The 20,434-nt window shown below is 60.6% G+C and carries 21 protein-coding genes; 14 read left to right on the top strand and 7 right to left on the bottom strand.

Annotated elements, in window-relative coordinates:
• Window positions 1–362: 362 nt before the first annotated feature.
• Window positions 363–1,139, top strand: a complete 777-nt coding sequence (locus IZV00_RS14940; protein ID WP_196227215.1) for an SDR family NAD(P)-dependent oxidoreductase — start codon at window positions 363–365, stop codon at window positions 1,137–1,139.
• A 158-nt stretch (window positions 1,140–1,297) separates the two neighbouring features.
• Window positions 1,298–1,537: a Crp/Fnr family transcriptional regulator gene (locus IZV00_RS14935; protein WP_196227214.1), complete on the top strand. Its 240-nt coding sequence runs from the start codon at window positions 1,298–1,300 to the stop codon at window positions 1,535–1,537.
• A gap of 2 nt (window positions 1,538–1,539) precedes the next feature.
• Here the strand turns inward: IZV00_RS14935 and IZV00_RS14930 are convergent, their stop codons facing one another.
• The gene (locus IZV00_RS14930) at window positions 1,540–2,856 is read right to left on the bottom strand and encodes an NAD(P)/FAD-dependent oxidoreductase (RefSeq protein WP_230463447.1); all 1,317 of its coding nucleotides are present in this window, start codon (window positions 2,854–2,856) and stop codon (window positions 1,540–1,542) included.
• A gap of 2 nt (window positions 2,857–2,858) precedes the next feature.
• Window positions 2,859–4,106 carry an MFS transporter gene (locus IZV00_RS14925; protein WP_196227212.1) on the bottom strand — a complete coding sequence of 416 codons (1,248 nt, stop codon included), beginning with the start codon at window positions 4,104–4,106 and terminating at the stop codon, window positions 2,859–2,861.
• A gap of 63 nt (window positions 4,107–4,169) precedes the next feature.
• Between IZV00_RS14925 and IZV00_RS14920 the strand changes: the two genes are divergently transcribed.
• The gene (locus IZV00_RS14920) at window positions 4,170–4,754 is read left to right on the top strand and encodes a TetR/AcrR family transcriptional regulator (RefSeq protein ID WP_196227211.1); all 585 of its coding nucleotides are present in this window, start codon (window positions 4,170–4,172) and stop codon (window positions 4,752–4,754) included.
• A gap of 49 nt (window positions 4,755–4,803) precedes the next feature.
• On the opposite strand, the gene IZV00_RS14915 is transcribed toward IZV00_RS14920, so the two are convergent.
• Entirely contained in the window at window positions 4,804–7,140 is a 2,337-nt protein-coding gene (locus IZV00_RS14915; RefSeq protein WP_196227210.1) for a TonB-dependent receptor, read from the bottom strand.
• Window positions 7,141–7,293: 153 nt separating this feature from the next.
• Here IZV00_RS14915 and IZV00_RS14910 point away from each other — a divergent pair, with 153 nt between their 5' ends.
• The 3 genes from IZV00_RS14910 (at window position 7,294) to IZV00_RS14900 (ending at window position 9,874) form a co-directional block, all read left to right on the top strand.
• The gene (locus IZV00_RS14910; protein WP_196227209.1) at window positions 7,294–7,671 is read left to right on the top strand and encodes a RidA family protein; all 378 of its coding nucleotides are present in this window, start codon (window positions 7,294–7,296) and stop codon (window positions 7,669–7,671) included.
• Window positions 7,672–7,692: 21 nt separating this feature from the next.
• On the top strand, window positions 7,693–9,291 hold the full coding sequence (locus IZV00_RS14905; protein WP_196227208.1) for a GMC family oxidoreductase: 1,599 nt from the start codon (window positions 7,693–7,695) through the stop codon (window positions 9,289–9,291).
• Window positions 9,292–9,361: 70 nt separating this feature from the next.
• The gene (locus tag IZV00_RS14900; protein WP_230463446.1) at window positions 9,362–9,874 is read left to right on the top strand and encodes a nuclear transport factor 2 family protein; all 513 of its coding nucleotides are present in this window, start codon (window positions 9,362–9,364) and stop codon (window positions 9,872–9,874) included.
• A gap of 27 nt (window positions 9,875–9,901) precedes the next feature.
• Here IZV00_RS14900 and IZV00_RS14895 read toward each other — a convergent pair whose 3' ends face one another.
• Window positions 9,902–10,282 (bottom strand): winged helix-turn-helix transcriptional regulator, encoded by a 381-nt coding sequence (locus tag IZV00_RS14895; protein ID WP_196227207.1) that lies wholly within the window; start codon window positions 10,280–10,282, stop codon window positions 9,902–9,904.
• Window positions 10,283–10,384: 102 nt separating this feature from the next.
• Between IZV00_RS14895 and IZV00_RS14890 the strand changes: the two genes are divergently transcribed.
• The 6 genes from IZV00_RS14890 to IZV00_RS14865 all read left to right on the top strand — a co-directional run bounded on the left by IZV00_RS14890 (window position 10,385) and on the right by IZV00_RS14865 (window position 15,633).
• Complete coding sequence (locus IZV00_RS14890) at window positions 10,385–11,293, top strand: NAD-dependent epimerase/dehydratase family protein (RefSeq protein WP_196227206.1); 909 nt, start codon at window positions 10,385–10,387, stop codon at window positions 11,291–11,293.
• Window positions 11,290–12,075, top strand: a complete 786-nt coding sequence (locus IZV00_RS14885) for an SDR family NAD(P)-dependent oxidoreductase (RefSeq protein ID WP_196227205.1) — start codon at window positions 11,290–11,292, stop codon at window positions 12,073–12,075. The genes IZV00_RS14890 and IZV00_RS14885 overlap by 4 nt, the downstream gene beginning before the upstream one ends.
• A 27-nt stretch (window positions 12,076–12,102) precedes the next feature.
• Window positions 12,103–12,918 carry an SDR family NAD(P)-dependent oxidoreductase gene (locus IZV00_RS14880; protein WP_230463445.1) on the top strand — a complete coding sequence of 272 codons (816 nt, stop codon included), beginning with the start codon at window positions 12,103–12,105 and terminating at the stop codon, window positions 12,916–12,918.
• Window positions 12,915–13,349, top strand: coding sequence for a nuclear transport factor 2 family protein (locus IZV00_RS14875; protein WP_230463444.1), 435 nt, complete (start codon window positions 12,915–12,917; stop codon window positions 13,347–13,349). The genes IZV00_RS14880 and IZV00_RS14875 overlap by 4 nt, the downstream gene beginning before the upstream one ends.
• A 119-nt stretch (window positions 13,350–13,468) precedes the next feature.
• Window positions 13,469–14,539: a type III polyketide synthase gene (locus IZV00_RS14870; protein ID WP_196227204.1), complete on the top strand. Its 1,071-nt coding sequence runs from the start codon at window positions 13,469–13,471 to the stop codon at window positions 14,537–14,539.
• A complete protein-coding gene (locus IZV00_RS14865; protein WP_196227203.1) occupies window positions 14,536–15,633 on the top strand; it encodes an NAD(P)/FAD-dependent oxidoreductase in 1,098 nt (365 codons plus the stop codon). The genes IZV00_RS14870 and IZV00_RS14865 overlap by 4 nt, the downstream gene beginning before the upstream one ends.
• On the opposite strand, the gene IZV00_RS14860 is transcribed toward IZV00_RS14865, so the two are convergent.
• Window positions 15,611–16,336, bottom strand: coding sequence for a methyltransferase domain-containing protein (locus IZV00_RS14860; protein ID WP_196227202.1), 726 nt, complete (start codon window positions 16,334–16,336; stop codon window positions 15,611–15,613). The genes IZV00_RS14865 and IZV00_RS14860 overlap by 23 nt on opposite strands.
• A 101-nt stretch (window positions 16,337–16,437) precedes the next feature.
• Here IZV00_RS14860 and IZV00_RS14855 point away from each other — a divergent pair, with 101 nt between their 5' ends.
• Window positions 16,438–16,842, top strand: coding sequence for a DUF2147 domain-containing protein (locus IZV00_RS14855; RefSeq protein WP_196227201.1), 405 nt, complete (start codon window positions 16,438–16,440; stop codon window positions 16,840–16,842).
• On the opposite strand, the gene IZV00_RS14850 is transcribed toward IZV00_RS14855, so the two are convergent.
• Complete coding sequence (locus IZV00_RS14850; protein ID WP_196227200.1) at window positions 16,839–17,675, bottom strand: class I SAM-dependent methyltransferase; 837 nt, start codon at window positions 17,673–17,675, stop codon at window positions 16,839–16,841. The two genes, IZV00_RS14855 and IZV00_RS14850, sit on opposite strands and share 4 nt — an antisense overlap.
• Window positions 17,676–17,955: 280 nt before the next feature.
• Between IZV00_RS14850 and IZV00_RS14845 the strand changes: the two genes are divergently transcribed.
• Window positions 17,956–19,980, top strand: a complete 2,025-nt coding sequence (locus IZV00_RS14845) for an elongation factor G (protein ID WP_196227199.1) — start codon at window positions 17,956–17,958, stop codon at window positions 19,978–19,980.
• Here the strand turns inward: IZV00_RS14845 and trxC are convergent, their stop codons facing one another.
• Window positions 19,981–20,418 carry a thioredoxin TrxC gene (gene trxC, locus IZV00_RS14840; protein ID WP_196227198.1) on the bottom strand — a complete coding sequence of 146 codons (438 nt, stop codon included), beginning with the start codon at window positions 20,416–20,418 and terminating at the stop codon, window positions 19,981–19,983.
• Between the last annotated feature and the right edge of the window lie 16 nt (window positions 20,419–20,434).

Below are 20,434 nucleotides of genomic sequence, written 5' to 3'. Positions count from 1 at the left end.
TTCATTGGAGGCGTTGCGCCAAAAATAGCGATGCAGCACCCAAGGGGGTGCCAGCGAAAGCTCCATCGCCTTTTTCCGTGTCGGATCAATTGGTGAGCCCATAGGGTAACTTCACGTTAGACATGCGGGCGCCGTCGATGAAATGCCAATTCAATCTGTGAAAGATCTTCGACATTGGCGATGTTTCCACGATGGAGCTTGTCGGCAACGTTGGTTGCGAACAACTATCCATCATCTCATTATGGACTCACCGGCATATGGAACCATCCGCTGCCGGACGGCCTGCTGCGAATTAGCAGCGTCCGTCTCGTCAGCTTTTTAGACAAATAGGGTTCGTCGCTCGGTTAAAGGAATTCTCTCGCATGTCACTCGCCCCCGCCATTGCCTCCCCTTCCTCTCCCGTCATCATCACCGGTGGCGCATCAGGCATAGGCCTTGCGTCCGCTCATGCGCTCGCCGTCATTGGCCGCCCTGTTGCTCTGTGGGACATCGACGGCGACAAGGCATCGGCAGCGGCACACGCCATTGTGGCGGAACATGGCACAGCGTCCACGGGCATTGCGATTGATCTGCGTGAACTTGGTGGCATCGAAGCTGCCTTGGCGGCGACGCGGAAAGCGATCGGCAGACCAGGCGGACTGGTCCATGCTGCTGGCGTTGTTGATACAGCATCGCTGGACGGACTGACGGCGGAGAGCTGGGACAGCGGGATCGCGATTCATCTCCGCTCCCTCGCTTTCATCGTTCAGGCGCTCCATCAGGATCTGGCGGCGCAGCCGGGCTCCGCAATCGTGGCGATAGCTTCCATCAACGCAACTCTCGGCAATGCCATGAACCCGATCTACAGCGCGGCGAAAGGCGGAATATTGTCGCTCGTCCGATCACTGGCCGATCGACTGGCCCAAGATGGCGTCCGCATCAATTCGGTATCACCGGGCCAGATCATGACGCCCATGATGCGTCCCGCAGTCGAAGCTCTGCCCCATGGGCATTTCGAAAAGCGTATCCTGCTCAACAGACTTGGCGATCCAGAGGAAGTGGCACGGGTCGTGCGCTTCCTTCTGTCCGATGAGGCAAGCTATATCACCGCGTCGGAGATTGTCGTCGATGGCGGCAATATTTCCTCCCAAAGAGGGTGAGTTCGCGGGCAACCGGGCAGCCATTAGTGGTGACTGTCTCGACCTCTTCTCCTTCCCTGCTGCTGATTGCGCCTAGCCCTCGACGATAGGGGGCCATAAAGGCTGGGGACAACCGGGTGGGAAGCAAGGAAGAAACTTGGCCACTCCAGGAAAATTTAATGGCGCTGCCACCCCGGCAACGCATAGCCTCTCGCCTGCTGGCGTCGGCAATCCCGTCGGATGACGGACCCGTCGTCCGGCTCAGCCAGCAGGCATTGGGCGAGATGATTGGCGTCACGCGCAAGACGATCAATCTGCATCTCGCCGCGTTCGAACGGGCGGGGCTGATCCGGTTGGGCTATGGCCGTATCGAATTGACCGACGCTGATGGGTTACGCGGCGTGGCGGCAGCGGACTGACGCTACAGAACACCCAAGCGTTGTCCCACCCGAGCAGCTGGCAGCAGAAGATGGCGGATCAGCATCTCATATTTCCGGTTGAACGAGACAGGCTCCGGCTTTTCCAATGGGAAAGGCATGGCGTGCATGGCATCGCGCGCCAGCGCGTCCGCCATGATCTTGCCCATCAGCGGCGCCATGACATTGCCCCAGGCATTGAAATACATGAGGCCAAAGACATTGTTCGCCAATTCGAACACGCCCGGAAATTGCGCTTTTCGCATCGCGACACGGCCGGTCCAATAATCCTCCATCTCAATTCCCATGCCGCGAGCTTCCGGCCAGACCCGGTGCAGCCAGCGCAACTGCGAGCGGAAATGCCATGCCGCATCATGGGCACCCCCAACACGGGGAATCGACGAGAGGATCAACCGGTTGTGGCGGTCGCGGACCATCGGATTAAGATCGACCGGCGCCTGCGCGAACGTGCCCCCGCCGGGCAGTATGATGTCTAGCGCTTCCTGTGGCAGCGGTTTCGTCGTCAGAGCATAGGCGGTCAGGGGATAGAAGGCTTTACGAAACGCCGGTTCAATGGCCGCCGGATAGGCCGCCGTGCAGAAAATCACACGATCGGCCAGCACGCTGCCGCTCCGGGTCCGCACCCGCCACCGGCCCTGCGTCGGTTCAAGTGACAGAGCTTCGCTGTCTCCATGAATTTGTGCGCCGAGCCGGGCCGCCGTCGCGATCATGCCGTTGGTGAACAGATAGGGGTTCACCCGGCCGCCATCTTCAAAGATCACGCCAAAGGGATAGGCGTTTGATCCGGTTCGCGCCTTCATCTCCGAGCCGGACGCAAACGTCAGCCTCTGAAGTCCGCTCGTCTCCAGATAGGAAAAGGTCCGGACAAAGGCGTCAAAGGATCTCCGTGTCTTCATGCCGTTGATATAGCCCGACCGAACCGCGTCGCAGTCGATCCCATATCGGGCAGAAAGATCGAAGGGGATGGTGTGATGCTCGCGAAACAGTTCCAGGAAGTGCTTTCCCCCGTCCGGAAAGCGCTCGAACAGCTTTATGTCGCGCAGGATCGGCAACACATGGCCCGCATTACGCCCGGAGGCGCCCCAGCCGGGCTGTCGCGCCTCCAGCACGATCACGCCGATCCCCGCCTCCGCCAGATGAAGCGCCAGAGACGCACCCGCAAGCCCGGCGCCGATCACCACGACATCGGTCGAAACATCCTTCATCAAGGCTGGCCAAGCTCTCGCCAGCCCTTGTGGCTTGGTCCAGCCGCTGCTCGATACGGGCACTTCCCCCCGTTCATAGGCTTCGTTGTTCGACATGATCATATTTCCAGACAGAGGGTGGATTCATCGCGCGCTGGTCTTGCACGGCAGAAAGTCGAGGCGCAGGCGGCGAGCAGACAGAGCGCCGCGATGATGAGTATCGGCCGGGAATATCCGACGGTCGCTTCATAGGCCCAGCCCATGACCGCCGGTGCCAGCGCGGCGAGAAAGCCATTCACCGTGAAAACGATGCCCAGCATCGTGGCATAGGTTCGCTGCCCGATGATCTCGCTCAGCAACATCGAACCGGCCTGCGCTGGCAATCCTGCAACGCCGCCCCAGCACAGGATGAACAGCCAAATAGCAGCATAGCCGTGCCCCACGCCGAGCAGCGCCAATGTGCCCGCGCTTTGAATTAGCAGGATCAGCGGCAGGAGAATGCGCCCGCTCACCCGGTCGGACAGGTAACCGCCTATCCCCAGGCCGGGCAGACTCATGAAATTGGCAATGCCGAAAAGAGTGACGGCATCGCTACCCGAAAAGCCGGTCTTGCGCAGATAGGCGATGAGGTTGAACAATATGGCGTTCATTCCGAACTGGCTGATTGTCAGGACCAGGATCAATATCCAGAAGGCGGGCAGTCTCAGGCCCTGTTCTACTGTGAGACCCGACGCTTGATGCTCATGACGTTGGTCGCCGTTGATGCTGCGGGGCAAGCGGCACAAGAGAGGCAGCCCGATCAGGGCGACGACCGATCCGAAAATCCAGAACGCCTGCCGCCATCCCGCAGCGTCGATCAGCCAACGGCTGGCGATTGGCATGGTGGAACTGGCAAGAGCACTGGCGCCAATGAACAGCGCCACCGCCAATCCCCTTCGCCGGTGAAAGCATTGCGAAATCACGGCGATGCCCGGCACGATCGTCGCAACGCCCGTGCCGATTCCAGACAATGCCATGGCCGCCATGAATTCCGCCAGAGAACGGACGAACCCGGCCGCGACCCAGCCGCACAGGGCAACGCTTACGCCGACGAAAAACAGTCCCCTCACCCCTAAACGCCGCATGAGCGCGCCGACGCTCAGATTGCCGATGCTCATGCCAAGCAGCAGCATCACCGGCCCGCCACCCATGGCCGCTTCGCTCCAGCCAAAATGCGCCTGCATCACCGAAACATAGACGCTGAGCGAGGTCAGCATGCCCCCGATCAACAAAAAGCCTATCGCCGCGAGGATGAACAGCAATCCCCATGGCTCATCCGGGAATACCGCCTCTCCTTTCGACAGCCTATCCTGTGCGGTCGTCTGCATATATTCTCATATCCAATGAAATGACGCTTGAACCGGGCAGTCGCGGCCCGATAAGGAAAGCGTATGACGCGCGGCAACATCCGCCCTGGGGGGCGCACGGAAAGGGTTCGGCAGACCGTTGCCGCGACCGTTCTTCACCTCATAAAAAGCGGGGCGACCGAGTTTTCGATGCTGGACGTCGCGGAACAGTCCGGCATTGCGCGGTCGACCATTTATGCGCGATGGCCCAGCAGAGAAGCGCTGATCGCAGAGGCGTTGACGACGCATAATTCGACATTCCAGGTGGAACCCAGGTCCGATTGGCGCGATCATCTGCGCGCGATTGCCACCGCATTTCGCGACTTTTCCTCCGAGCCTGATGAAATCGCCATCAATGGCCTGATCGCCAGCCTGGGACCAGGCTTCCTCAACGAGGAAACGAGGCGCCAGTGGCTGTCCATCTCTCATGACATGGGGGAGCCGCTTCGTGAGGCGCAGCGCGCGGGATTGATCCGTCGTGATGTAGACATCACGATGGTCATCGCGACATTGTTCACGTCGATAGCGGGCCTGATCGTGATCGCGAAGGACCGGCCGGATGACGATCATCTGGAGCAACTGACGAACCTGCTGATCAGGGGATGCGAAATCCCCGGGGTGAAAGGCTGACTTGCCGACGGCCAGGGAAAAGGTTCGCCCTTCCCCGGCCGCCGGTCGCTCAATAAGTGAACTTTGCATCCACCCCGAACGTGCGCTTTTTCTTGAACGAGGCGCTGCCGTAGCCAAGACTGCCGAAGTCGATGCCGAAATCGATGTTGCGCTGATTGGTAAGGTTATCGCCCCACAGGCCGACATCGAGCTTGCCAGCGCCTGCGGAAATGTCCGCCAGAGAGATGCGGGCACGCAGATTATGATCCGGGCGAGATCGGATATCGCGATTGAACAGGTTCAATCGATCGATCGTGAACCAGTAAACCGTGCTGCGATAGGCATAGTCGGTGCGTAGCGACAGTTTTCCAACGGGCAGACTGTAATCATATTGAACGCCGATATGCGTGTTAAGCTTCGCCGCTTGCGATAGACGGGCTTCGGACGCGACATTGACCAGTTCGTTGGTCGCAGGATCACGATAAAGATAGCTTTTATATTTGGGCGAGGTGTACCCCAGCGACGCATCTATCGTCAGTCCCCGCACCGGAATGGCGGTGATCTCGGCCTCCACACCCCGATACGCAACGCGCCCCGCATTGACGATCGCCGAAGTCGCGCCGCCAGTGCCCGCCAGAAATTGCGAAATCTGAAGGTCGCGGTAATCGACATAGAAAGCGGACAAATTGGTCCGCAGCATATGGTCGAACCACTCACCCTTCAGCCCCGCCTCATAGGCGACCACCTTTTCCGGCGCGAAAACATTGATCTCTGACGCGGAAGGATTGATGCCGCCAGCCCGGAAACCGCTGGACACACGAACATAGCCCATCAAATCCTGCCGAAGTCGGTAATTCGCCGACGCCAGCCATGAAAGATTGCGATAGGAAACCTGCCCATCCAGATTAGGCTGAACATCGCCCGCCAGAGTCAGCCATTTCTTGTCACGCGTGTAGCGAACACCGCCCGTGAGTTCGAGGCCGCTGCCTTCCGGCGTGTAGCTGATCTGGCCGAACAGCGCATAGGAACGCGCCTTGCCCGAAAATGCCTGCAAGGGGGAGAGGTTGACGCCCGCATCGCCGCCCGGCAGCACAAAGGTCAGCTGCTGATAATTGGCTTCGGAAGACTTTTCGCTGAAGTAGAAGGCGCCGCCAACATATTTGAATTCACCGGCTTCACCCAGCAATTGTACTTCCTGCGAAAATTGATGCTGGCGTTGCGTCGTGTAGCCATCATAGGGCGTGACCGGCTGCACTCCCGTCGGCGCGACAGTGCCATCGACGAACAGGATCGGGCTGAGCGTAAAGCCGCGCAGCGTGCCATTGCCCGACAGGCCGTTCGCGCCATCCTGGCGGTAGGAGCGATAGGCGGTGATCGACTTGATCGCGAGTTCCGGGATCAACTGATAGTTTAGTGTCAGCGCATGACCATAGACTCTCGCCTTCACCGCGAAGGTCGGGTTGCCGTTCAGGTCGAGCGCGGGCTGCTGTTCCCCCTTGCGCAGTCCGTCCGCGCCAATCTGGAAAGATGAGCCTCCGAACAGCGGTGAGGCGCCAAAATAGTTGCGCACATCGTCGGTGGCATTGACGACCTGGAAGAAGGCCGGAATGCCGGTGCGCGTGTTGTAGTCGAAACCGTAATTGACCGTCAGGTCACCAAAGTCTCCCTGAACCGCAGCCGTGACGGCTTCACTGTTGAGCGCGCCGGGATCCTGATTGGACGGCGCCAGGACATTGTCGAAATAGCCGTCGCGCTGCCGGTGCATATAGGAAACAGACGCCTTGATCGGCGTTCCAGCGATATATCCCGTATCGAAGCGCGCCCGAGCGTACCAGTCGTCGAAGCTGCCATAGCCTGCCTTGCCTTCGAAGCCTGCATGACCGGCAGGCTTGCGGCTGATCAGCTGAACAGCACCGCCCACACTGTTACGACCGAACAACGTCCCCTGTGGACCGCGCAGCACTTCGATCCGTTCCAGATCGACCAGATCGAAGACCGCACCGGCCGATCGGGCGATGTAGACGCCGTCCAGATAGATGCCGACCCCCTGTTCAGAGACCGCGCTGGGCGACGCGTTGCCGATGCCCCGGATAAACACCGATGCGGCGGTGATCGACGCGGGCTGTTGGCTGATGCCCAGATTGGGCGTGAATTGGGCGGTGGCGACGACATCGCGGATATTCAGCCGGTCCAGCAATTCGCCAGACATTGCCGTCACGGCGACTGGCGTGCTCTGAAGATTTTCGCGCGTCCGCCGCGCCGTCACCACAATGGTTTCCAGCCGCGTACCATCGCCCTGGGCGACCGGTGTCGCGGCCTGCTCCTGTGGTGCAGCCGCCCATGCCGGGGTCACGCTCCATGCTATCCCCGCCAGCAACGCGTAGCGCGAACAGAGTCCAACTCTCATGCCAATACTCCCCTAATTTTCTGGACTCGTTCGAGCCCATTGCTGTTCTTGGAGACGGCAATTGGCACAGCGTTTTTTATTTAACAAGACATTTTGTATCGTTTATGGCAAAGCGCATTCATCGCGGCGGATCGCCGATCGGAGGAGAAAGGCATGTCTGAAACTGAAGGCTCTGAAAGCTATGGATTGTGCGAAGCGAAGGTGGCGAGCGGACTTCTGTTTTGCTCCGGCCAGATCGGTGTGGAGGCTGACGGAACCGTGCCTGCCGATCGTTCCCGCCAGTTTGCGCTTGCCTTCGACGCGCTAGCCGAAGTCCTTGCGCGTCACGGAAGCAAGGCGAGCGACATCGTTGACCTCACGACCTTCCATGTCGGCTTCCCCAACCATATGGACGCTTTCATGGCCGCCAAGGCCAGTTTCATGAACGGCGCCAGTTGCTGCTGGACGGCGGTGGGCGTCGCGGCGCTGGGCTATCTTGGCTCGCTCGTCGAGATCAAGGCCGTCGCAAGCCTGCCCAATCCTGCATGCTGAAAATGACGAGGGAGGAAGTTTGTGAAGACCGCTGAAGAGTTCGATTATATTGTGGTCGGCGCTGGTTCGGCTGGATGTGTCCTGGCCAACCGCCTATCCGCCGACCTGTCGATCAAGGTCCTTCTGCTCGAAGCGGGTGGACGGGACGTCAATCCGCTGATCCACATGCCGGCCGGATTTTTCCCGATGCTCCAGGCCGGAATGGTCAGTTGGAAGTATCAAACCGCGCCTCAAAAGCATCTGGACAACCGCGTCCTCAATGATGCGCGCGGCAAGGTTCTGGGCGGCAGCAGTTCGATCAATGGCATGTGCTATAGCCGGGGCAGCCCCGAAATCTTCGACCTGTGGGCCGAGCTTGGTAATAAAGGCTGGTCCTATTCAGATGTCCTGCCTTATTTCAAGCGGGCGGAATGCAGCTGGCGCGGGGAGAATGAATTTCACGGCGGCAGCGGCCCTTTGCCGGTGACGCATGCCAAGGTGACCAACCCGGGCCACAAGGCATGGCTTGAAGCCGCCCAGCAGGCAGGCTTTCCCTATAGCGACGACCATAATGGCGCCGTGCCGGAGGGTTTCGGTCCATGCGAATATACGATCAGCAAGGGACGCCGCATGAGCACGGCGGTCACCTATCTTCGGCCCGCAAACAAGCGGCCGAACCTGACGGTTCGTACGAAAGCCCACGTCACCCGCATCATTATGGACGGCCATCGTGCGATAGGGGTTGAATATCGCCAGAAAGGCCGCATCGCACAGGCCCGCGCCGTTCGTGAGGTCATCAGTAGCGGTGGTACTTTCCAATCACCACAACTGCTTATGCTGTCGGGCATCGGTGACGGCGACCATCTCCGATCGGTCGGGATCAGAGCGGTTGCAGACCTCAAGGGTGTCGGTCAGAATCTGCACGACCATATTGGCTCCCAGGTTCAGATAATCAGTCCCGAACCGGTGTCAGATTATAAGTTCATCTCGAACCCCTTGCGGATCGCAGCAGCTGCTTTGCGCTATATGACGACGCACACCGGGCCGCTTGCGGGCTTCAGCACGGACGTTATCGCTTATCTGCGATCAGGTGCGCCAGGGCATGACGAACTTGACCTCAAATATTATTTTCTACCGATCCTGTCGGGTGACGGCGCGCAGATCGTTCGCCAACATGGCTTCACCAACCTCGTCATCCTGACCCGCCCGGAAAGCCGCGGAGAGCTGAAGTTGCGATCGTCCGATCCGTTTGCGCAGCCTATCATCGACGCCAACTATCTGGCCGAGGAACGCGACCGCGATGCCCTGCGGCGCGGCGTTCGGATAGCGCGGGAAATCTTCAAACAGCCCGCCTACGCCAAATATCGCGGCGAGGAATATCATCCGGGCGCTGATTGTTCCACCGACGCGGAGCTTGATGCCTTTTTCCGCCGTGACTGCCACGTCAATTACGAAGCGGTGGGCACCTGCCGCATGGGTCATGACGACATGGCGGTAGTCGATGATCAGTTACGTGTGCATGGCATTGACGGACTACGCGTGGTCGATGGTTCCGTCATGCCACGGATCACGACAGGCGATCCCAATGCCTCGATCATCATGATCGCGGAAAAGGCAGCGGATTTGATGCTGAATGGGTGAAAAGTTGCAGCTCGCATGAAAACATCAAATTAGGGACGCAATCGCGCTCACCTCTTTTGGGGATCAGATCATGGAAAACGCATTTGCCGCGTTGGAACGACGTCTTGCGGCCGCAGAAGACCGCTTAGAGATTATCGATCTTGAAGCAGAATATTGCCGTGCATGGGATAGCGGAGACACAAAGGGTTGGGCCGATGTCTTCGCCCCGGACGGAGTGTTCGAGATTACGAAATCCGGCGACCAGCCAACCCGCCTGGTCACAGGAACAAAAGAACTTGCGGGATTTTGCGCGGAAGTCAGTGAATATTATCAGGGGCTCCATTTTAACACCGCGCCCCGCCTTCGCATTGATGGGGACATGGCTTGGGGTCAGGTCCACTTCCAGTGGATCGGCATCTGCCGGGCCGGGGCAACGCATAGCGGCCAACGCTACGCGGCTGGCTACTATCAGGTGACCTACCGTCGGCTCGAAATCGGCTGGCGTATTGAACGGCGCGTCGAAATACAAATCAGCGGAAACATCGTCGAAGCCTTTGAGCCGGTGATCGCTGGTATGAGCCGAGACGCTTTCAGGAAATCTTGAATATGACCCGTTGATCCAGACGACAGGTCAGACGCCGATGAACGCCACACGACTGTCCTGCGACCTTGCAGCCTCGCGCTCGCGCGCCTGTTCCAGCGCTTCATGATTGTCGCCGATCCAGTCGCAAATCTGGCTGACGGTCCCCAGGAACCCCCTGCCCAGATCCGTCAGCCGATATTCCACGCTCGGCGGCATGGTCGGCCGGACCTCCCTTGACACCATCCCGAAACGCTCAAGTTCGCGCAGCGTCTGGGTCAGCATTTTGGAGCTGATAGGCGCTGCGCAGCGCTTGAGGTCGGAAAAGCGCATCTCGCCACCACCCAGTCTGTATGTGACGAGCATTGTCCACTTGTTCCCGACCAGTTCGAGAATCTGCAGGGCGGTTTGCGGGTCCACGTTGGTATCCATAAGATACCTAATACCTAATCGGCGCCTTGTTGCAAATAGAAACTAGAATCGGTAGCCCTCCTTCATCAAGAGGCGCGACACGCCCGTGGAGAGGAAGCTATCATGAAAATTCTTGTTATTGGCGGCACCGGCATGATTGGCGGCCATGCAGCCTTTCATCTTGCATCGCAGGAGCATGATGTCACGGTCTCGGGCCGCAAGCCCCCGCAACCGGACACCGAACTGTCGCGCCTGCCCTTTTTGCAGGGCGATTATGTTGAGGGTAGCTTCACGACGCAGCATTTGACCGGCTTTGATGCCATCATCTTCGCGGCTGGAGCCGACCTCCGTCATGTTCCCGAGGGTGCGGATTATGAGGCTCACGTCTTCCGAGCCAACGCCGAGGCCGTGCCGCAGTTCGCCGCGCTCGCCAAGCAGGCAGGCGTCCGGCACTTCATCCATGTCGGCAGCTTCTATCCCCATGTCGCGCCAGAACTGGTGGAAAAAAGCGTCTATGTTCGCGCCCGAAAGCTTGCCACCGACGGCATTACCGCGCTGGCGGATGACAGCTTCCATGTTGTCAGCGTGGATGCGCCGTTCGTCGTGGGTGCGGTTCCAGGCATGAGCCTGCCGATGTTCGAAGCATATACCCGTTATGCCGAGGGACAACTTGGCATCCCGCCCTTCGCTCCTGCCGGCAGCACGAATTTCATTTCCACCCTGTCCTTGTCCGAAGCGATCCAGTCCGCGCTGGAAAGGGGCGAAAATGGCAAAGCCTATCTGGTTGGCGACGAAAATCTGAGCTTCGCGGACTATTTCAAGCTGTTCTTCCGGGCTGCCGGGAACGATGTCGATGTGCCTGCGCTGGATCAGGAACATCCCCTGCTGCCGGACGTCGCGATCTTCACCGGGCGCGGAAACGTCGTGCGGTACGAACCCGACGCAAAGACGATGGCCGACCTTCGCTACCGCCGCAACGATGTTGCTCGTGCCGTAAAGGAAGTCGTCGATCAGTTCCGGTCGGCAAAATGAGTATGGCTCCTCTGGCGGGCCAAACGGCAGTCGTTACAGGGGGCAGCGGCGGTATCGGCACGGCTTGCGCACGGGCGCTCGTTGCCGATGGCGCGCGCGTGCTCATCACGGGGCGCAGGCAGGAAGCGCTGAACGCAGCGCGAGCCCGCATAATCGGCGATTTTCCGGAAGCGCAGGTCGCGATCTCCGCTGGCGATGCTACATCCGAAAAGGACGTTGGCGACGCCCTCACGCAGGCATATGCCATGGCAGATCGCCTCGACATTCTGGTGCCTGCGGTCGGAGGCGGCGGCTTCGGCCCCTTCCTCTCGACCAGTGTAGAGGATTTGCGCCGGGATCTTGACCTCAACATCACCAGCGCTTTCATCGCGATGCAGGCCGGGGCCAGGTTGATGCGCGAAGGCGGGTCAATCGTGTGCATATCGTCCACGGCCGCGACCCTCCCCTTCCCCGCGCTCGCTACCTATTGCGCCAGCAAAGCCGGGCTGGAAGCATTGATCCGAACCGTGGCCGACGAACTGGCCGCGCTCGGTATCCGCGTGAACGCGGTCCGCCCCGGCCTCACCCGCAGCGACGCCACGGCGGATATGTTCGCCAGCCCGGCGGTCATCGATCGCTTTCTGGAGCAAACGCCGCTCAAACGGACGGGAGAGCCGAAAGATATTGCGGCGGCGGTGGCCTATCTCGCCAGCCCCGCTGCGTCCTGGGTCACCGGACAGTCCTTTGCGGTCGATGGCGGACAGGAACTGCGGCGCAACCCGGACCTGCTGGGCGCCGCCTGATAAACGCACAGAATAATCGAGGACAGGATGATGCTGGATTTCACGGGCAAGACGGTTTTGGTGACTGGTGGCGGCGCGGGGATCGGACGCGCCTGCGCCGATGCTTTTGCACGGCAAGGCGCACAGGTCTTCATTGCGGAGATTGATCCGGAACGCTGTGCCGATTTCACCATCGGCAAGGCGATTCAATGCGACGTCAATGATCCGCAACAGGTTGATGCGCTGGCCGACCGCCTGAAACAGGAAACGGGCGGGAAGCTCGATATTCTTGTGAACAATGTCGGCCATTTTCTTCATGCCAAAGCATTTTCTGATCTTTCACGTGAGGAGATGCAGGAAATTATCGGCCTCAACCTGATCAGCCTAATGCACGTGACGAACCGCTTGCTTCCGCTACTAAAGGCGTCGGCACCCGGCAGTTCGATCATCAACATCACCTCCATCGAAGCCTATCGCGGCATTCCCAACTGCTCCGTCTATGCCGCCGCGAAATGGGGGATAACGGGCTTCACCAAGAGCCTCGCTCTTGAACTCGCGCCGCTCGGCATCAGGGTGAATGACATCGCGCCGGAAACAACGGACACACCCCAGACCCCGATCAATTATATGGTGCCGCCGGAAAATCGCGAACATGTGCAAAGATGGGTGCCCCTCGGCCGCTTCGGCCATCCGGACGACTGCGCGGGCGCGGCGCTCTACCTCGCCAGCCCGCTTGCGTCCTGGGTCACGGGAACGGCCATTAACGTTGACGGCGGTTCGCTGGCGGCGGCAGGATGGATCCGCGATATCAACGGGACCTGGACCAACATGCCGATCGTGACCGGCAACGGAATGAACCTGTGAGCGGCGCGATGAACAAGCTGATCGACGAAGCGGCGCTGCGGCGCTCGGCAGAAATCTACGCGCAGGGTGCGGATCGGAAGGACAAGCAGTTGTGGCGATCCGTGCTGGCGAATGACTGCCGGATCGAAGGGCCGGGCTTCGTGACAGAAGGGCTGGAGGCGACATTGATGTCGATCGACGGACTCGCGCAGATGTTCCGTTCGACATTCCACCGCGTCCATAATCAGACAGTTATGATTGACGGTGACAGAGCCAGCGGCGAGACTTATTGCACTGCCGATCATTTGCTCAACGACGCGGACCAGATTTTGCGCTGGACGATCCGTTATCTCGATGAATGGCGTCGTGATGGTGACGCGTGGCGCTTTACCCGGCGTAAGCTCGAACTGTTGTGGGAGGAAATGGTGCCCGTGACGGTTCGGCACGGCTAACGCAAATCCCAATTCATTAGGAAGCAATCAAAATCGCGCTACACATGTTGGACCCTGTCCAGCCCGGATCATATACCGCATCGTCGGCGTTGTAGATCCGGGCAACAAAGTGGAATGCGATGAACGAAAGACGTGCCTGCATAAACGCGATAGGTTGCGCCGTTCCTGACCAGGATGTGCATTCCCCCTTCATTCGATGGGCCAGCCAGCAATTAGTGGATGAACGGGCGCGCGGCCTGTTCATCCGCATGGCGGAACGCAGCGGCATCAATCATCGCTGGTCTGTCCTTCCCCAAGTGGATGCAGAGGCCTCACCTGTCGATCCCGGCGGCTTCTACGCGGACGCCATGCCTTCGACGTCGCAACGCATGCAACTCTATCATCGCTACGCCCCTGAATTGGCCCTGCGAGCCATCGACGCTTTGCGCGCAAAGATAGTTCTGGATGGCGTTACCCATCTCGTCGTCGCCAGTTGCACCGGCTTCGTCGCTCCCGGCGTCGATCAGATCATCGCCGACGCGCTGGGTCTGGTCGGTGTGGAGCGGACACTTGTGGGGTTCATGGGCTGTTACGCAGCGGTCGCGGCGCTTCGGACGGCACGACATATCGTGCGGTCGGAAACCGACGCGCGCGTACTGGTGGTCACCGTCGAACTGTCCTCGCTTCACCTTCAGCGGGAACAGCAGGTCGAAAGATTGCTGATGATGCTGCAATTCGGCGACGGCGCAGCGGCGGCACTGGTCAGCGCGCAGGATCGCGGTTTCGCGATGGATGCGCCCTTCGCGATAAATCTGGAAGATTCTGCCGATCTCATCCGGTGGGAGATCGGCGACGCCGGTTTCGTCATGCACCTGTCCGGTGAAGTCCCGAGCCGCATTCAGGCCGCTCTGCGAGACAATGGCGTCAGGGACCGGATTTGCGGTTCGACTGATCCCGTATCCGTCGCGAATTGGGCGGTTCATGCCGGGGGCCGGTCCATATTGGACGCAGTCGAAAACGGCATGGACCTGCGACCCGATGCTCTGGCCGTGTCTCGCGGCATCCTCGCGCGCCATGGCAACATGTCGTCCGCAACGCTGATGTTTATCCTCAGCGATCTGCTCGACGAGGGGAGCCACGGCCCCGGCGTCGCGCTCGCCTTCGGACCGGGCGTCGCTGCGGAAGGATTCCGCTTTTCGCGAGCAGGATGATGACAGGAGCGGCCAAGCTGGAGGCGCTCATCATCGGCGGCGGCCCGGCCGGCTCTGCCACCGCCATCACCCTCGCCCGTGCCGGAATGAGGCCGCATCTGATTGAGCGTCGGGCCGCTGCCCCCGCTGGCGTATGCGGGGGCTTTCTCGGCTGGGACGCGATCGCTGGCCTTATGGAATTGGGAGTGGACCCCTGGAAGCTTGGGGCGCGACCCATAAGTCGCTTCAGGCTGGCCACGGGGACACGCTGCGTCGAAGCCGCCCTGCCCGCCACGGCCGGGGGCATTTCCCGCCACGTCCTGGACAATGCCCTTATCGAGGCAGCCGCCAACGCCGGTGCTATTGTCAGCCGAGGCCGAACAGCCCGCACAGCCGATCCAGATCGCCGCGCCGTGCGCTTCGACAATGGCGAGACGCTTACTGCAGACGCCCTGTTCATAGGCGTCGGAAAGCATGAGCTGCGCGGCGTCGCCCGGCATTTCTCAAGCTCATCGGTCGGGCTACGCACCTCCCTCCCTGCGTCCTCCGTATCGCATGGCGCGCTGTCGGGCGTCGTTGAACTGCACCTGTTTAACCAGGGCTATGCAGGACTGCTGTTGCAGGAGGATGGATCGGTCAATCTCTGCCTGTCGGTAAGCAGAGATCGGCTGACTACAGCGGGGAGCGTTCCCGCGCTGCTGGACGCGTTGCAACAGGAGGCCCCACTGCTCCGCGAACGGCTTCAGGGCGTCCCCACCCATTTCGATGCCGTAGCTGGCGTTCCCTATGGCTGGCGCGCGCCGCAAAGCCACAAAGGCGTCTTTCGCATCGGTGATCAGAGCGCCGTCATAGCCTCCCTCGCAGGCGACGGTATCGCCATCGCCTTGGCCAGCGGAGCGAGCGCCGCCGGAGCAATGCTGGCCGCAGGACCTGAAGCCTCACCGGCATGGCAGGACAAATGGCGGCGGCAATGCGCGCGGCCTGTCGGCATTGCCGAAGCCTTGCGCCATGGTGCAGCAGCACCCCTGACCCGCAATATCCTCATGTCGCTGCTACGGTTCGCGCCCGGACTGGGAACCAGCGCCGCGTCTCTCACCCGGATCCGGAAAGGATAAGCGGCGTCTCCCGCACACGCTCCACGCACATGCGAAAAGCGAAACGGCGCACGATCCGCACCTGATCCTCGGATATGCCAGCCTGTGCCAGCAGGTCGATCCATTCCCGACGCCGGAACGATCGGGCGATCGATAATTGACCATCTTCCCGCACGATCCTGTGGACGCGCAGCAGTCGCGCCAGAATGGGGAAGCCCCAATGCGCAAAACCGTGGCGATGCAGATCGCAGATCAACCAACCCATCCGCGCTTTCGCTTCCATATGACGCAGGAAAGTCATCAGCTGCGCGTCGGTCATATGGTGCGTGACCTGGCTTGAAATGATGAAGTCGAACGGCTCCGGCTGATCGAGATAATCGCCAGCCCGATAATCAATCGACAGGTCTGACGGGGTCGCATGCCGCGCCGCCTGCAAACTCTTTTCATTCAGGTCCACGCCGATCAGCTCGGCATCGATACCCCGGCGCCGCGCCCATCGGGCAATCGCACGCAGGACGTCGCCGTCCCCAAATCCGACATCGAGCAGGCGGAAATGTCTTGCCTGTCCCACTGCGCGTTGGAGAAAGGCGATGGCGGGCCAGGCTGTGAACGTCCATCGGTTGACCCGCGCCAGATCGTGCAGCACCCGCTCATATACGGCGGGGTCGAGATCGGGCGCGTCCATCTGCTCTTCCTGACGCGATCTTGTGATGAGCTTTGCCATGTCTCGTCTTCTCCCGCCATCATTCTACCACGGAGAAAGCAGTTGATGCGCCAGACTTTTTGTCTCACCGTGCAAGCGCTGGGGCGGATAGGAGTATGACAATGCTGGCGGCTTCCCTCCTCTTGCTCGCCTCTTCGGCTGCGCTTCCTGCGACCGATGTGACCGGTCTATGGGTGACGGACGATGGCAAGGGCCTCGTCAAAATCGAGCCATGTGGCGCGAAACTGTGCGGCCGGATCGTGCGAGTGCTCGATACGGGCGCCGATGTCCCCAAGACAGACGTGCACAACCCGAACCCTCGCCTTCGCTCGCAGCCTTTGGCGGGTCTTCTTACCCTTTGGGATTTCAGCCGATCCGGTTCCACATGGACAGGCGGGCGGGCTTATGATCCAAAAAGCGGGAAAAGCTATCGTTCCTCACTGGCGCGCAATACTGACGGATCGCTGAAGCTCACCGGCTGCGTGCTCTTCATCTGTGAATCGCGGCGCTGGACCCGAGGCGGCTAGGCCGCTTCCCACTGGAATATCCCATACCGCATCGCCCCTGTGCGTAGCGCGAGGATGAGGCGCGGAAGGCTCAGTATGAAATCACGGCTCATCGTGGCGCGGCCAAGCGCAAGCCGACGAATGTCCCGGTCGCTCAAGACGCTCTTCGCCAGGCGGCCAAGGCAGATCGACCAGGTACGGCGCACGTCCCGGCTGATGTCCCGATAATCCATCAGGCGAAATCCAGCGTCCGAGGCCAATGTCAGATAATCTTTCTGGCTTCCCATGCTGGGCAACCTGCCCTCCTTGCATATCGGTAACAGCAAATGCCGCACCTCCCAAGCAGATGCCGCCTCCCCCTCCAGCCAGGCGCACACGACCAGACGGCCGCCCGGCCGCAATATGCGCCTTGCCTCGGTGAAGAAGCGCGGCTTATCCGTCATATGCTCAGAACTCTCGATCGCATAAGCGCGGTCGAACGACCCCGTTTCCAGTCCGTTGTCCAACCAGTCCCGCACCAGACAGGTAAAGCGCGGCGAACGCTCTTGCGCAATTGCGTGCTGGGCCGCCGACAGAGTCAGGCCGATGATCGACACGTCATGGCGTGTCAGGATATTGGCCGCCGTCGCCCCATATCCGCAACCAATGTCGCAAATCCGGTCCCCCGCTTCTACGCCAAGCCTTTGCTCCACTTCGGTCACCAGTTGGGCGGCGGCCTGCTCGGGCGTTTCGGTCCCGGTGCGCCAATATCCGTGGTGAACATGATCGCCCCAGATGCGACGATAGGCGAGGTCAAGCTCATCATAGTGAAGCGCGACGCTGCGGGAATCCGGCGCTTGATCGGGGACAATCATTAAATAGACCGTGCAAGCAGGAGGCCGGTCAGCGACATCGATCAAGCTCCCAAAATGAGATAAATCCGCCCCTCGCGCAGGGATTGCAACGACTAAAATTGCCGGGGAGGTGGTTCGTTCCGGCTATCGTCCACCCTAGTGACCCATCCTAACATCCACGCTTTAACAAGCTGCGACGCGATCCAGTCGAAGCCCCCTTGCGTTCCCCCCGCGATAGGCAGAACATCGGCCCTTCAAAAAGACCGTCTTCACCACGAGAGGCGGGATGAGGAGAGCAAGGATGAGCGGCACGCAATCGCGCTCTATTGCGCTGATCGGCCCCGCCGGAGCGGGTAAAACTAGCCTCGCGGAAGCAATAATGCACATCAGCGGGGCTGTTTCGCGACAGGGATCGGTCGAAGCTGGCACCAGCGTCGGCGATGCAAGTCCGGAAGCGCGAGAGCGGGGAAGCTCCACCGAACTCAACCTCATGCAGTTCGAATGGATGGGGGATCATTTCTCCCTCGTCGATATTCCAGGCTCGCCCAGCTTTGCCGATGACGCGGCCATCGCTCTCAATACGGTCGACCTCGCCATCGTCGTCATCGATCCTGACCCGGCCCGCGCGCCCTTGGCAGAGCCCACGCTGCGCAAGCTCGAACGGGCGGGCGTTCCGCATGCCCTGTTCGTCAACAAGATCGAGCAGACGCGGGGCAGCATCCAGGATCTGCTGACGGCCCTCACCCCCATGAGCGCCGCCGCGCTCGTCGCCCGGCAGATCCCGATCCGGTCGGGCGATCGGGTCGATGGCTTCGTCGATCTCGCGCTGGAACGGGCCTATCATTATGAAACAGACAAGCAGTCGCAGCAGATCGCGCTCGCCGAAGAGTTGAAGGCTGATGAAAGCCAGGCGCGCTTCCATATGCTGGAACAACTGGCCGATCATGACGACATCCTGCTTGAACAGCTCCTGTCGGACGAACAGCCAAGCCTTCAAACCATCTTCGCCGATCTCGCGCAGGAAACCGCCAGCGGCCTCATCGTGCCAGTGTTGTTCGGTTCCGCTGCCAATGGCTTTGGTATCCGCCGCCTGCTCAAGATGCTGCGGCATGATACCCCTGCCCCCGCAAAGACGGCGGAGCGGCTAGGCATCAGCGGAGCAGCGGCACAGGTGCTGAAGATTTCCCATGCGGCAACGGTAGGCCGCCTGGCGATCGCGCGGCTGTTCGGCGGTGATTTGCAGGACGGCGCCGACTTGCAGGATAATGGCGGACAATCCCTGCGCGCGGGCGGGATATTTGCGCTTCAGGGTCTTGCCACGACTAAGATCGCCTCCGCTGATCCGGGCGCGATCGTCGGCATTGCCAAGATCGACACGGTAAAGGCGGGTGACCTGATCGGCATCGCGACCAAACCCGGCGGCACAGGGCTGCTCGCTGACCGACCGGCAACCAATTGCGCGGTGGCGATCGCCGCGAAGGACCATAAGGACGAGGTGCGCCTGTCCACCGCTCTCAATCGACTGGCGGAGGAAGATCATGCCCTTCACTGGAGCCAGGACGAAGCATCACGGGAGACACTGCTTCATGGCGTGAGTGACGAGCATCTGAACGTCGCGCTGGCCCGCCTGAAGCGCCGCTATGGCGTGGCCGTATCGGTGCAGCAGCCGACGATCGCCTACAGGGAATCTATCCGAAAAGCGGTCACGCAACGCGGGCGGCACAAAAAACAGTCCGGCGGGCATGGGCAGTTCGGCGATGTCGTGCTGGAAGTGCGTCCTCTGGAACGGGGAGAGGGCCTTCGCTTCGAGGAACAGATCACGGGTGGCGCGATACCCAAGCAGTGGATTCCGGCGGTCGAAAAGGGCGTGCACGACGCCCAGGCAAAAGGTCCCCTCGGCTTTCCCGTCGTCGATGTCGCGGCGACATTGGTTGATGGCTCCTTTCACAGCGTCGATAGCTCCGAACTCGCTTTCCGCACCGCCGGACGGATAGCGATGAGCGACGCACTGGCCGCCGCGTCCCCTTATCTGCTGGAGCCGGTCGCGCATGTGACGATCATGACACCCGGCACCGCATCATCCCGCATCACCTCCGCCGTGGCCTCCCGCCGTGGCCAGATGCTGCGCATGACGAGCCGCGAAGGTTGGTCGGCCTGGGATGTGATTGAAGTCCTGCTACCGGAGGCGGGGCTGCAAGGTCTGGAAGCGGAAATCCGCTCGATGAGCCAGGGCATGGCTCATTTCGATGCGCATTTCGATCATCTTGCGGAAGTCGCCCCGAAACTCGCCAACAGCATCGTCCAGCGAGTCAAGGAGCCCGCCTGATCACGCAGGCAGATTCTGCCGCACCCAACTGACGATCGCTGCCATCGGCATGGCGCCCGCATTGCGCGCAATTTCCCGCCCCTTGTGCACGATCACCAGCGAAGGAATGCTGCGGATCGCATAGCGGGCGGCAAGATCGGCTTCCGCTTCCGTATCAATCTTCCCCAGCCGGGCATGTGGCTCCAGCTGCGCGGCAGCGGCTTCGAAGGCTGGCGCCATCTGGCGACAGGGACCGCACCAACTCGCCCAGAAATCGATGATGAGCGGAACGTCGCTGCTGGCCGCATGCTGCGAAAAATTGGCGCTGGTCAGGGTCACCGGCCGACCCTGGAACAATGCCTGCTTGCACCGCCCGCAACGCCCCTCGCCCAACCGTTCCTTTGGCACACGGTTCAGCGTAGCGCAGGCCGGGCAACTGATCACAAGGGGTCCGTCCATGCTACAATGGCCTTCT

This window comes from Sphingobium sp. Cam5-1 (assembly GCF_015693305.1).
Lineage (GTDB): Bacteria > Pseudomonadota > Alphaproteobacteria > Sphingomonadales > Sphingomonadaceae > Sphingobium.
Note: the sequence above shows the minus strand (reverse complement) of the source record. Positions and strands in the feature narration are given on the sequence as shown.